Annotated in this window: 13 protein-coding genes; 8 read left to right on the top strand and 5 right to left on the bottom strand. The window is 52.0% G+C overall.

The genetic code is table 11. The annotated features are described in order from the left end of the window. Positions 1–56 precede the first annotated feature (56 nt). Positions 57–794, top strand: a complete 738-nt coding sequence (locus ACJJIM_RS00920; protein WP_282934256.1) for a tetratricopeptide repeat protein — start codon at positions 57–59, stop codon at positions 792–794. A 506-nt stretch (positions 795–1,300) separates the two neighbouring features. Next, positions 1,301–1,705: a 3D domain-containing protein gene (locus ACJJIM_RS00915; RefSeq protein ID WP_238152122.1), complete on the top strand. Its 405-nt coding sequence runs from the start codon at positions 1,301–1,303 to the stop codon at positions 1,703–1,705. Positions 1,706–1,797: 92 nt separating this feature from the next. On the opposite strand, the gene ACJJIM_RS00910 is transcribed toward ACJJIM_RS00915, so the two are convergent. Further along, positions 1,798–2,331 (bottom strand): hypothetical protein, encoded by a 534-nt coding sequence (locus ACJJIM_RS00910; RefSeq protein WP_444895192.1) that lies wholly within the window; start codon positions 2,329–2,331, stop codon positions 1,798–1,800. A 203-nt stretch (positions 2,332–2,534) separates the two neighbouring features. Beyond that, positions 2,535–2,795 (bottom strand): hypothetical protein, encoded by a 261-nt coding sequence (locus tag ACJJIM_RS00905; protein ID WP_108731798.1) that lies wholly within the window; start codon positions 2,793–2,795, stop codon positions 2,535–2,537. Between the two features lie 197 nt (positions 2,796–2,992). On the opposite strand from ACJJIM_RS00905, the gene trhO reads away from it, so the two are divergent. Continuing rightward, positions 2,993–3,994 carry an oxygen-dependent tRNA uridine(34) hydroxylase TrhO gene (trhO, locus tag ACJJIM_RS00900; protein ID WP_444892795.1) on the top strand — a complete coding sequence of 334 codons (1,002 nt, stop codon included), beginning with the start codon at positions 2,993–2,995 and terminating at the stop codon, positions 3,992–3,994. Positions 3,995–4,002: 8 nt separating this feature from the next. On the opposite strand, the gene ACJJIM_RS00895 is transcribed toward trhO, so the two are convergent. Then, the gene (locus ACJJIM_RS00895) at positions 4,003–4,395 is read right to left on the bottom strand and encodes a hypothetical protein (RefSeq protein WP_282934259.1); all 393 of its coding nucleotides are present in this window, start codon (positions 4,393–4,395) and stop codon (positions 4,003–4,005) included. Between the two features lie 592 nt (positions 4,396–4,987). Further along, positions 4,988–6,139, bottom strand: coding sequence for an iron-sulfur cluster carrier protein ApbC (gene apbC / locus ACJJIM_RS00890; RefSeq protein ID WP_413664391.1), 1,152 nt, complete (start codon positions 6,137–6,139; stop codon positions 4,988–4,990). 211 nt (positions 6,140–6,350) lie between these two features. Between apbC and metG the strand changes: the two genes are divergently transcribed. After that, positions 6,351–8,378 (top strand): methionine--tRNA ligase, encoded by a 2,028-nt coding sequence (metG, locus tag ACJJIM_RS00885; protein ID WP_444912124.1) that lies wholly within the window; start codon positions 6,351–6,353, stop codon positions 8,376–8,378. A 10-nt stretch (positions 8,379–8,388) separates the two neighbouring features. On the opposite strand, the gene ACJJIM_RS00880 is transcribed toward metG, so the two are convergent. After that, positions 8,389–9,291 carry an EamA family transporter gene (locus tag ACJJIM_RS00880; protein WP_444906413.1) on the bottom strand — a complete coding sequence of 301 codons (903 nt, stop codon included), beginning with the start codon at positions 9,289–9,291 and terminating at the stop codon, positions 8,389–8,391. A 151-nt stretch (positions 9,292–9,442) separates the two neighbouring features. On the opposite strand from ACJJIM_RS00880, the gene ACJJIM_RS00875 reads away from it, so the two are divergent. The 4 genes from ACJJIM_RS00875 (at position 9,443) to ACJJIM_RS00860 (ending at position 11,659) form a co-directional block, all read left to right on the top strand. Next, a complete protein-coding gene (locus tag ACJJIM_RS00875; RefSeq protein ID WP_282934264.1) occupies positions 9,443–10,390 on the top strand; it encodes a D-2-hydroxyacid dehydrogenase in 948 nt (315 codons plus the stop codon). Positions 10,391–10,650: 260 nt separating this feature from the next. After that, positions 10,651–10,902: a hypothetical protein gene (locus ACJJIM_RS00870; RefSeq protein ID WP_282934265.1), complete on the top strand. Its 252-nt coding sequence runs from the start codon at positions 10,651–10,653 to the stop codon at positions 10,900–10,902. Between the two features lie 39 nt (positions 10,903–10,941). After that, positions 10,942–11,439 carry a hypothetical protein gene (locus tag ACJJIM_RS00865; protein WP_413664388.1) on the top strand — a complete coding sequence of 166 codons (498 nt, stop codon included), beginning with the start codon at positions 10,942–10,944 and terminating at the stop codon, positions 11,437–11,439. After that, the gene (locus tag ACJJIM_RS00860; RefSeq protein ID WP_413664387.1) at positions 11,417–11,659 is read left to right on the top strand and encodes a hypothetical protein; all 243 of its coding nucleotides are present in this window, start codon (positions 11,417–11,419) and stop codon (positions 11,657–11,659) included. Before ACJJIM_RS00865 ends, ACJJIM_RS00860 begins: the two co-directional genes overlap by 23 nt. Positions 11,660–11,745 lie beyond the last annotated feature (86 nt).

Below are 11,745 nucleotides of genomic sequence, written 5' to 3'. Positions count from 1 at the left end.
GGCCCATATCTCCGGGTCTCTTACCGTCCACCCAAAGTAGCCTGCGGGAAGTGCCTATGCACAAACATCTCTCAAACCTGCTCATGCTGTTTTATGCACTGCTTGGCATCGCCGTATTGCTAGCAGCAATATCCATAAGCTCAAACTCCGGGAAACAACAATTAGGGCACCATCTATCCCAGGCCCAACACTCCCTGGCATTGGTTACTGAGGCTGAAACCTACGCCCGCACGGGCAACTACGCCGACGCACTGCCACTTTACGAAAAGGCCATCTCCTCGCTGTCCGACTATCCGGATCAACAGCAGGCCCTGCGCTACCGCTACGGTATTGTGCTCAATGCATTTAGCGCCCAAGCGCGACCTGACCTCTACCCCCTTGCCCGCGCACAGTTCGAATCGGTCCTCAATTACCTGGATGAGGGCGCGGTGCTACCGCAGTCCACCGCGAGAGTGCGGTCGGCCATGGCACACACTTACCATCAGCAAGCAGCAACGGAGAAGGAGCACACTCAGCGAGCTCATCTTCTACGCTCGGCTTACCTTCTATATAAGAGTGCAATCCAAGGCCTGCGCGAGCAGGCGGAATGGCAGAACCTTGCCATCACCTATTTCAACCTGGGGCAAGTCTGTGAATGGCAGGGAAACCTGGAGGAAGCCATCATCTGGTTGGAAAAAACGGTGAAGCTGGACATGCAGCACAAGCTGCCGGACCTCCAGGAAGACAGTGACTACTTATCCGCATTGCGCAGCCAGGTGGAACCGATACTGGAAAACCCCGAAACCGCGCTGTAAGTACTGGGGATTCCCTGCACTTTTTAATGTGACGCACCGGTTTTTCCGCTAAAACCTGCTGTTTTTTGTCATATCAGCAATATATGGAGAATAAGTCACAAATAATTTATGAGGAATTTTTTACTGTTCCAGTCATGCTAAGCAATGCCCTCCACCACTCCTAGCACGACTCTTTAGAATGACATCGCTGTCACGCAATTTTTCTCTTTTGAAACCATTTACCAAGGAGCTGGGTTCTATCCGGCCATTTCCTTCTGTACAAAATATATACAGTGCAATTTTATTGTTCTTTATATCTGAAAATTAAGCCATTTTTTTATTTTCTGTAAATAACCCGCCAATTCATACGGCTTTTTCTCGCTTTGCAGGAAAAAGTTGATACCTCAGGAATCGCCGGTAATATAGCCAGCGTTGATTAAATATTGATCAACGATTTCCAAACAAACTTGGAAATTTCACAAGCAGCCCTTGGCTTGTGACCATTTATGACCTGGAGGTAATGGGACATGATGAAACAGACTCTGCGAAATACTGCCTTTTTTATTGCTGCCTTGCTCGCTATCGGTGTAAGCGTTAATGCCTCAGCAGCACTTAAGAAAACCATGATTGTTGACGCAACTGCTTACAACTCTGTACCCGGACAAACTGACAGTGATCCCTGGGTAGCAGCTTGGAACAACCGCCTGCGCCCCGGTGACAAAATTATCGCCGTATCCCGTGACCTGGAAAAACACGGTCTGACTAACGGCGCCAAAGTTAAAATTGAAGGTCTGCCTGGCACCTATACCGTGCGCGACCGTATGAACAAGCGTTTTACTAACCGAATCGATGTTTGGATGGAGAAAGACATTAAGAAAGCCCGCGCCTGGGGCAAGAAAAAACTGAAGATTGTTTTTGAACCCGTAAAGTAATTAGACCTAATTTCAACAGAGCTTGTGACCCCGCCCTCCAGCGGGGTTTTTTTATTGTTAAAAGAATTTATATCTAATCCACCAAAAAGCAATCAGGGTTCCATCTCCATTAAAAACCCTTCTAGCTCTGTACAATTTGAATTTCCGATATAAAACAGGCTCGGCTGCTGGTTCTCGGTATAGCGATGTTTTAATCCATCCTCGCCAATTAATATTAAGTATTCTGATTTTACCCAGCGCTCACCCTCCCTGTATTCCGTTAGCCATAAAAGCGATGGCTGCCCCTCGTGACAGAGCCCATAAAACATGCGGGTTTTTTCCACCAGTTTCTTGGTCATGTAATCTAGATAGCGGCCGGGATAGGTATAGCGATCAGCCTCAATACCAATTTTCTCTGGGTTTATCCCCATATTGGCGCGGCCAACTCTCTGTATATAAATTGCCAGGTTCTCGTCGCAATCGAGACAATGGCGCCCGGCAACGATGGCATAGCCACTCAATTCGGAGATAAGTCGGGCTTCTTTCAGGTCAGTGGTGAGCAGCTGTCGATTGGAAAGGCGGATGCTCTCTGCGGATACCAGTGGACTTAATACAGTCACCAGCAGAATAAGGTAGCGCAGGTTCATGGGGAGGGTAACCGCAGGTTAGGTAGTACCGCCGGAGACCTGGATTCCACCATTGTCTCGCGGCGGCACTGTGATTGGGTGTGCTGTTACACAGTCGCGATTCCCTTCTCACATTAACCATAGCAGTTTGAACAAATGTCAGCCGACTTTTGCCACAACTCCCGCTGGGAATTGCCAGTCAGCCGATTCATTCTGAAGAGGGCTTACCAGCTGCCATCAGCTTCCTGAACTGGCCCAACAAAGGTAGCGATCCCCTCCTCTTTAAGAGCATCGAGCGCTTCATCCAGCGCTTCCCGCTCAGTCTCAAACGCGTCTTCCCAAACGGTTGAGTTGTTGTGTTCATCGACGATTTCAAGCAGCCAGCCGCCCTCACCATCTTCATAAATATCGATCTGGACGGAAACCTCGCCCTCCCGATAGATCTGGCTCAACTCCGATTCTTTCGGTGCAAACTCTTCGCCCATGGGATTCGCCTCGCTGTGACCTTGAAATTTCGGCCAGAACTTTGACAACTTGCGGCCCGACGGTCAACTACAAATCCCTTTTCTTGCAGATGCGGACCGCCTGCTTACTGTACGACAAGCTCCTTTTTTTGCGATAAAATGCGCGGCGATTTTTTCTGCTCCGGATTTGCGATCCGGCCCGCAACTGAGGAAGTACCATGAACCAATTTGTTGTCTGTGCACTGTATAAGTTCGTTACCCTTGAGAACTTTGAAACGCTTCGCGCCCCACTGCTGGAGGTGATGCAAGAAAACAGTGTTCGCGGCACCCTGCTGTTGGCCCAAGAGGGCATCAATGGCACTGTAGCCGGCTCCCGCGAAGGTATCGACGCGGTATTAGCCCATTTGAAGTCAGACGAGCGCCTCGCCAACCTGGACTACAAAGAGTCCATCACCCAGGCAATGCCCTTCCTGCGCAGTAAAGTGAAGCTAAAGAAAGAAATTGTCACCATGGGTGTAGAGGGCATTGATCCACTGCGCACCGTCGGCACCTATGTCAAACCCAAAGACTGGAATGCCCTGATCAGCGACCCAGAGGTTGTTGTCGTGGACACCCGCAATGACTATGAATTCCAAGTCGGTACTTTCAAGAATTCCATCAACCCGGAAACTGAGACTTTCCGCGAGTTCCCGCAGTACGTAAAAGAGAATATGGACCCGGCCAAGCACAAGAAGGTCGCCATGTTCTGCACCGGCGGTATCCGCTGCGAGAAGTCCACAGCCTATATGAAAGAGCAGGGCTTTGAAGAGGTATATCACCTCCACGGCGGTATTTTGAAATACCTGGAAGAAGTCCCAGCAGAAGAATCCCTGTGGGAAGGCGAGTGCTTTGTTTTCGATGAGCGGGTGACAGTCAACCACAACCTGGAACGCGGCAAATATGATCAATGCAATGCATGCCGCATGCCCATCACTGAGGAAGACCAGCAATCTCCCCTGTTCGAGCAGGGTGTAAGCTGCCCGCACTGCCACGACAAGGTGCCTGAAGCCGACCGAGCCCGTTTCCGCGAGCGCGAAAAGCAAATTCAGCTAGCCAAACAGCGCGGTGAAGTACACATTGGCCAGGACGCCCGCGCGCAAACCGTCTCCCGCCGCGAGCAAAAGAGGGAGGAGCGCCGCCGCCAGGCTGAAGCCCAACAGGCGCGCAACCAGCAGGCCTAACTCCTCCCCTAGAGAGCAAGAGGCTGAGGTACGACCTTTATCTGGGCTAGCCAGGCCTCTGCCTCGGCCTCCACAACGAACTCCCTAGAACTGAGCCTGCACAGGCAGGAGCCATGGCTCGGCAGCGGACAGGTCCAGCGCCCTCGCGGATGTAACACCGCGATAAATGCCCGTCGCAGCACAGGGTTCTCAGCAATAAAGTGAATAAACTTCTGGTGTTCCTCCAGTGTGGTTTTGCTGCGCGCATAACGCAGGTCAAGTAGTACACGTAGGGGTTTTCGGTGGCGATACTTTTCCACCAGTAGTGCAATGGCTTCTATTTTGTCCTTATACCCCACCGGACCAAAAAAAAGCACACGCGCTATTCCACCCGCCGGCCGATAGCTAATATGAAAATTCATTGATAACAGCACCCGTGCGCTTGTCTTTTTTATTTTTATCGACTACAGCTTCCGCAATGCCTCTTTTTATTGTCTTACCTGTATTGAAAACGCGAAATAAGGCAGACTTTTTTCTCGTACACTCCTGATATTTACTTCTACCTCAACGGCAATCCAACATCCGTATAAAGGGTTTGACGTTTGTCGGCGAAAATACTGCACCTGTAAACTCGTTTTAATACCCTCAGCCCCAACTACATTTAATAAGCGACAAAAAACCTGTAAATACTGCCACCTAAAAATCATAAGCGGTCTATATCGCAAAAAAATATCGGCTTTATGATTTTTAAAGCAATAAGTAACTAGTACGATCAAAATACCCCTGTTTTTTACCAGGTAATTCTGTGAAATATTTTGAAACTTCTAATTTACCCAGGGCGCGACAGAAGTGGGCTATCGCTAAAAGGAAATCTGTACCATAAAACAAGGAACAAACTAGTACGGCTTACTTCAATGAGGGGCACCGGGCTGCATCAATATAGAAATATTGGAGCCCGGTAAAAATAGAAAAACAAAGAAAATTATTTCTTTGTGATCAATATCGCGAATGGGTTCAACTTATTTCGATTTCCGGCATATCGCTGTCATCACTGCTGTTTAACCAGATCTGGGCAGCAGCCTTGCGGGCAATTTCGCAATAAAAACCAGCAATTTCACTATCTGGATCGGAAATAACACTGGGTTGCCCGCTATCCACATCGGCGCGGATTTTCTGTGCCAGCGGAAGCTCTCCCAGTAAATGGGTATCGTACTCTGCAGCGATTCGCTCACCGCCACCGGTACCGAAAATTGGCTCGCTGTGACCACACTTGGAACAAGTATGCAGCGCCATATTTTCCACAATACCCAGCACAGGTACCGATACCTTGCGGAACATCTCCACGCCCTTAATGGCATCTTTTAGTGCCAGGTCTTGAGGGGTAGTTACAATTACCGCACCGGCCAAGGTAGTTTTCTGTGCCAGCGTCAATTGAATATCCCCAGTACCCGGGGGCATATCCACAACCAGGTAATCAAGCCCATCCCGACTTTCCCCCCACAGGGTTTGACTGAGAATCTGGTTGAGCGCGCCGCTGGCCATAGGCCCGCGCCATACCGCAGGGGTCTCCTCGGTCATCAGGTACCCCAGAGACATTGTCTCTATTCCATGGGCCTCTACCGGCACAAAGAATTTCTGTTCTTTCACATGCGGGCGCTGGTCTTCAGTTCCCAGCATAGTGGGCAGGCTCGGGCCGTAGATATCAGCATCCAACAAACCAACCCGGGCACCTTCCGCCGCCAGGGCCAGGGCCAGATTGACCGCAGTCGTGGACTTGCCAACCCCGCCTTTACCCGACGCCACGGCAACAATATTTTTTACCTTCGCCAGAGTTTCCGGCGCCCCGGAAGTCGGCGTAGCGGGAATATCGCTGAACAGCTCAAACTGCAACTTAGAGCCTTTGAGGGGCCCGGCTTTCAACAGCGGCTGACAGCTTTCCTCTACTCTCTGGTGCCAGTCTGCCTCCTGGCTCGCACACGGATATCCCAGGGTAATCCCGGCGAAAACAGTTTCGTCCTCATACCCAACTTCAATTTCTGCGTCCAAATCATCCAGCGGCAAGCCACTGGCAGGATCATGCAACTGGCCGAGGCACTCCGCCAGTCGCTCCAGTTCAGCCTGAACTTCCTGTGACAGCTCGTCATGATCGTGATGATGATCGCTCACGGTATCTCCCTCTCAGCGCTTCTAGATTGGCTCGCATTGTGTCGGATGACGCGGCCTAACACCAGCCACAGCAGCCAAACAAGGATTCACATAAGCCAGCTTGATCCCTCCACGACATAGTGCAAATCTGCTATATTCCGCGGTCTTTTGACGATCTTCGGCCCACTCTCCGTGAGTCCCTGGCCGCAACCCCACAGCGATGGAAAAACCGATGTCCGATACGCGCAACATTCTCGTCACCAGCGCACTGCCCTATGCCAATGGCTCCCTACATCTGGGCCATGTGCTCGAATATATCCAAACCGATATTTGGGCCCGCTTCCAGCGTGCGCGCGGTAATAACTGCCTGTATATCTGTGCCGACGATGCTCACGGCACTGCAATTATGCTGAAGGCTGAACAACTGGGCCTGACCCCGGAACAGCATATCGCCAATATGCAGGCAGAACACGAGCGCGACTTCGCCGACTTCCTGATTGGTGTGGACAACTATCACTCCACCCATTCAGAGGAAAACCGCGAGCTGTCGGCAATGATCTACCGCCGCCTCAGCGAAAACGGCCACATCGCATCGCGCACTATTACCCAGGCTTTCGATCCAGAGAAACAGCTTTTCCTGGCGGATCGCTATATCAAGGGAACCTGCCCCCGCTGCAGCACACCCGACCAGTATGGTGATAACTGTGAAGCCTGTGGCGCCACCTACAGCCCTACCGAACTGATCGATCCGGTATCAGCGATCTCCGGCGCCACTCCGATAGAGAAGGAGTCAGAGCACTTCTTCTTTACCCTGCCCGCATTCACCGAATACCTGCGCGAGTGGACCCGCTCCGGTACCCTCCAGGATGAAGTGGCCAATAAGCTGGCCGAATGGCTGGAAGAGGGCCTGCAAGAGTGGGATATTTCCCGCGACGCCCCTTACTTCGGTTTCGAAATTCCCGATGCGCCGGGCAAATATTTCTACGTGTGGCTCGACGCTCCCATTGGCTATATGGCCAGTCTCAAAAACTACTGCGACAACAAAGGGCTGGACTGGCAGGAGTACTGGAAAAAAGACAGCGACGCCGAGGTCTACCACTTTATCGGCAAGGATATCGTCAACTTCCACGCACTCTTTTGGCCAGCCATGCTGGACTCAGCGGACTTCCGCACCCCCAACAAAGTTTGCGTACACGGCTTCCTTACCGTAAACGGCAAGAAGATGTCCAAGTCCCGCGGCACCTTTATCAATGCCCGCAACTACCTGGATCACTTGAGCCCTGAGTATTTGCGCTACTACTTCGCCGCCAAACTGACCGGTGGCGTCGATGACCTGGATCTGAACCTGGACGATTTTATCGCCAAGGTGAACTCTGACCTGGTGGGTAAAGTAGTCAATATCGCCTCTCGCACCGCCAAGTTTGTCAGCAAGTCCGGTGGCAAGCTGGCCGGCGAACTGGCCGACAAACAATTGTGGAACCAATTTGTAGAGGCGGCTCCACGAATTGCTGAGTATTACGAGCAGCGAGAATACGCCCGCGCCATGCGCGACATTATGGCTCTGGCCGACGCCGCCAACGCCTGGATCGCCGACAAGGCTCCCTGGTCCCTGGCCAAGCAGGAGGGCACCGAAGCTGAGGTTCTGGCTATTTGCTCCCAGGGTGTGAATATGTTCCGCGCCCTGATCACCTGGCTCGCCCCGGTATTGCCCAACACTGCACAAAAAGCGGCGGAGTTCCTCAACAGTGAGCTGGACTGGAACAGCGCAACCAAACCGCTGACAGATCACGAAATCAAGAAGTTCAAGCCGCTGCTGCAACGGGTGGAGAAAACCCAGGTAGATGCGGTTATGGATGCGGCTGCGGAATCCCTGGCCCAGCTACAAGCGGAAACCAAAGCTGCTACCGGCCCTCTGGCGGAGGACCCCATTGCTGAGGAAATCCAGTTTGATGACTTCGCCAAAGTAGACTTGAGGATCGCCCTGATCGCCAAAGCTGAGCATGTTGAAGGCGCCGGTAAACTGCTGCGCTTAACCCTGGACCTGGGCGGCGAAACCCGCCAGGTATTTGCCGGTATTAAAAGCGCCTACGCCCCTGAAGACCTGGAAGGTAAGCACACCGTTATGGTCGCTAACCTGGCGCCGCGTAAAATGCGCTTTGGTGTCAGTGAGGGTATGGTTCTGGCAGCGGGTCCCGGAGGTAAGGACCTGTGGATACTGGAGCCCCACGAGGGCGCCAAACCCGGTATGCGCGTAATGTAATTTCCCTGCGCTAACGCAGGGAAACTGCAATCAAGCCGGCACACACCAGCCCCACTCCCAGCAGCTGGGGCCTGTGTGCCGGCTCCTTGAGTAACCAGACCGCCAAACCCACGCCCAGGGGAATACTCAACTGCCTTAGGGCGACTACATAACTCACATTTTCAGTCATTGTCATCGCCAGCAGTACCAGGCCGTAAGTCGCTCCCATCATGGCACCGGTCAGAGCCCCGACCTTCAAATCCCGAAAACTTTGGATCAATGGCGCAGTGCCACTCTGCCCCAGGCACCCCAGAAGCAGCCATACACCACAGGCGAGAAACTGCATCCCCAAATAGCTGTAGGCCAGAACAAGCGCAGGGATAGTGCCTCCCGCAGCATCCCCCAGGTAAATCAGCGCCCCTTTATCCGCCAGTGAATAGCCCACAGTGCCAATGGCTGCTACCAGCGCCCAGGCGCAGTCCGCGCGCCAATAAGCTCTCCAGTGCCACTCGCGGAAATACACCAGCGGTACCAGCAGGCAGCCAATTGTCACCAACAGCATTCCCACCCAGGCGAGTGGAGGCAACGATTGCCCCAACAATACCGTTGCCAGTGCAACCAGCAATACCGGCAATGCTCGAGCAACGGGATAGACCAATCCCATATTGGCTCGCTGGTAGGCGAGGGATAAGCCCCCCATATAAATCATTTGAAAAAAACCACTACCGATAAGGAGGATCCAAAAACTTCGCGGGAGTGAATCAACCTGATATAGCAACCAAAAATTTAGCGGTAAAAGAAAAATTCCAACACTGAGAGTCGCGATACAAAAAAAGGCGGGAGTTGGTGTGCGGGACTTCCCCAGTAAATTCCAACCCGCGTGTAGAAATGCAGAAATTAAAACAAGACTGGCAGCGGTAAACGATATTCCCATAGAGGCCCTCTTCAATTGCGACAGAAAGGCCCCGACAAACCAACCGTAGCCACGAATATGCGCAGTTAAGGCCGCTGGCCAGCAAAGTTTTGCATTCCTTCTTCACTGCCGTAGCATGTCCACCACACTGCAAATCGATCGAGGAGATGTCATGCGCGGCGTATTTCTGGACACTTTGACAATGAAGCTTGAGGAGCTGGATACCTCGGCCCTAACAAATAGTCTAGACCAGTGGGACTTCTATGAAACGACTCCCGCCGAAAAAGTCGCGGAGCGAATCGCCGAGGCCGAGGTGGTAATAACCAATAAAGTCATAATAAGCCGCACATTATTGGAGCAGGCCAGCAAATTAAAAATGATTTGTGTTTGTGCAACCGGTACAAATAACATCGATCTCGCCGCCGCACAGGAATTAAATATTCCGGTGTACAACGTTAAAGGTTATGCGGGGGCTTCTGTACCACAGCACACTCTTGCCCTGATCCTGGCTCTTGCTTCCAAGTGGCACCGCTATCACAACGATGTTTTTGCCGGACGCTGGAGCCAATCTACAATTTTTTGCCTGCTCGATCACCCAGTGGTTGAACTCGCAGGAAAAACACTCGGTATCATTGGCTTTGGTGCCCTCGGGCAGAAGGTGGCAAAACTGGGGGAAGCCCTGGACATGCGGGTACTGGTGGCTGAATCATTTAGCGGCACACCCGCTGAAGGCAGGACGCCACTGCAACAATTGTGTGCAGAGTCCGATGTCATCAGCCTGCACTGCCCGCTCACAGAAGAAACCGATCAGCTGGTAGACGAGCAATTCATCGCCGCGATGAAACCCGGCGCACTCCTGGTCAATACGGCTCGGGGCGGGCTGGTCAATGAACAGGCACTGGCGGATGCTTTGCGCAGTGGACACCTTGGGGGGGCGGCGCTGGATGTCCTCAGCCAGGAGCCCCCACCCGCCAGTCACCCACTATTGGACAGAGATATCCCCAATTTGATTATCACCCCCCACAACGCCTGGATCAGCCGTGAATCACGCCAGCGCCTACTCAACGGGGTCGTAGAGAATATTGAAACCTGGAAAAGTGAGAGTACCAGCCATCCATAAACAACTCGCTTTTATCTAACCCAAGCCATCTCAGGCATCTGCCGGTCCGAGGACTAATCCCCTCGGTGAACTCAGGCCGGCTTTTGCCGTTTGAAACTACGACCGGGCCCGAACAGCTGCCAGCCATAGTCCAAGATCAGTAGCAGAGACAGGGACTTTTTCCTGCAAAAATCGCGTGAAAAAAACCCCTTTTTCAAGTGGGAATTACCACGCGGGACTATAGACTTCCTCGGCAATTAAACCCCGAGAGGAGAAACCTGATGGCAACCGCAAGATCTCCACATACGAACTCCAGTAGGGAGAAGCTGCAACAGGCCTATAATCTTGCTGGAGAGGCCGCTTCACAAGCTGCTGGCAGCTTGAAAGAGAGGGCCCGGACCTCTGTAGAGTCCCAGAGACAACGTGCCACCGATGTAATGGAAAAAGCGGAGTCCTCACTTCGGGAGCGCCCCATTCTCGCTGTTGGCTGTGCATTCGTTGTTGGCTGGGCAATTGCGAAGCTCTTTAAGTAACGCTTCTCTCTTTTTTTCGACTGGTAAGGACACCCCCTGATGGGCAATGAAAAAAAGTCCCAAGCGTCTGGCGAGAATGCCGATTCCGCTGCGCAGGAGCGCAGCCCGGGTCAGTCTTCACCTTCTCCCTCAGGGAAAGACTCTGATGGAGAAGGTGAAAATAGCCTTGAAGCTACCCTTGCTCGCGCCGAGGCAACACTGACCCTACTGACTGCCTGGTTGGCTAATATTCAAAAGCTATTCCAGTTGGAGTTGGATAGAACGATTGCAGCCGGCAAGCGTATTGTTGCCCTGCAACTGATGTTACTGCCTCTAAGTGCGGCCCTCATCGTCAGTCTCTGTGGAGGCGTTGGGCTGATTGCCTACTATTTTTCCCAGTCTATTTATTTGGCATTTCTGGTATTTATTCTTATCCAGGTCGCTATTTTGGCGGGAGCTATCGTTTATCAAAAGAAGCTGGTGCCCCTACTGGGTTTTGAAGAGACCAAGCGACAAGTTAAAGAGGCTTTAAACGATGTCACTGAAGTCTTTAAATAAACAGATCGAACAATGCAGCCGGGATACGGAGCGACAGCGGCTCAGTGTATTGGCAATCGTAAATCAGCAACAGCAAGATGTTCAGCAGCGTTTACAGGGAATTCCCCTGCCACTGGTTTTAGGTCTGGCTTTAATCGCCGGCTTCGCGGCGGAAAAATTGTGGCAATTGCCCCGCACCTCACAGGTGGTTCAGTTTATGCTGTCTATGAGGGCTTTTTAGCCGACGCTACTCTTTATATAAATATTAATTAACGGCCACTTTTAAAAAGAGGGGCACCGGAAAATAACCATAGAAAATAGATACTG

This window comes from Microbulbifer maximicatervae (SeqCode), assembly GCF_052467615.1.
Note: the sequence above shows the minus strand (reverse complement) of the source record. Positions and strands in the feature narration are given on the sequence as shown.

Excerpts from the sequence above, each read along its gene's own strand:
- ACJJIM_RS00920 (WP_282934256.1), top strand. The coding sequence starts at position 57 with ATGCACAAACATCTCTCAAACCTGCTCATGCTGTTTTATGCACTGCTT.
- ACJJIM_RS00915 (WP_238152122.1), top strand. The coding sequence starts at position 1,301 with ATGATGAAACAGACTCTGCGAAATACTGCCTTTTTTATTGCTGCCTTG.
- ACJJIM_RS00910 (WP_444895192.1), bottom strand. The coding sequence starts at position 2,331 with ATGAACCTGCGCTACCTTATTCTGCTGGTGACTGTATTAAGTCCACTG.
- ACJJIM_RS00905 (WP_108731798.1), bottom strand. The coding sequence starts at position 2,795 with ATGGGCGAAGAGTTTGCACCGAAAGAATCGGAGTTGAGCCAGATCTAT.
- trhO (WP_444892795.1), top strand. The coding sequence starts at position 2,993 with ATGAACCAATTTGTTGTCTGTGCACTGTATAAGTTCGTTACCCTTGAG.
- ACJJIM_RS00895 (WP_282934259.1), bottom strand. The coding sequence starts at position 4,395 with ATGAATTTTCATATTAGCTATCGGCCGGCGGGTGGAATAGCGCGTGTG.
- metG (WP_444912124.1), top strand. The coding sequence starts at position 6,351 with ATGTCCGATACGCGCAACATTCTCGTCACCAGCGCACTGCCCTATGCC.
- ACJJIM_RS00880 (WP_444906413.1), bottom strand. The coding sequence starts at position 9,291 with ATGGGAATATCGTTTACCGCTGCCAGTCTTGTTTTAATTTCTGCATTT.
- ACJJIM_RS00875 (WP_282934264.1), top strand. The coding sequence starts at position 9,443 with ATGCGCGGCGTATTTCTGGACACTTTGACAATGAAGCTTGAGGAGCTG.
- ACJJIM_RS00870 (WP_282934265.1), top strand. The coding sequence starts at position 10,651 with ATGGCAACCGCAAGATCTCCACATACGAACTCCAGTAGGGAGAAGCTG.
- ACJJIM_RS00865 (WP_413664388.1), top strand. The coding sequence starts at position 10,942 with ATGGGCAATGAAAAAAAGTCCCAAGCGTCTGGCGAGAATGCCGATTCC.
- ACJJIM_RS00860 (WP_413664387.1), top strand. The coding sequence starts at position 11,417 with ATGTCACTGAAGTCTTTAAATAAACAGATCGAACAATGCAGCCGGGAT.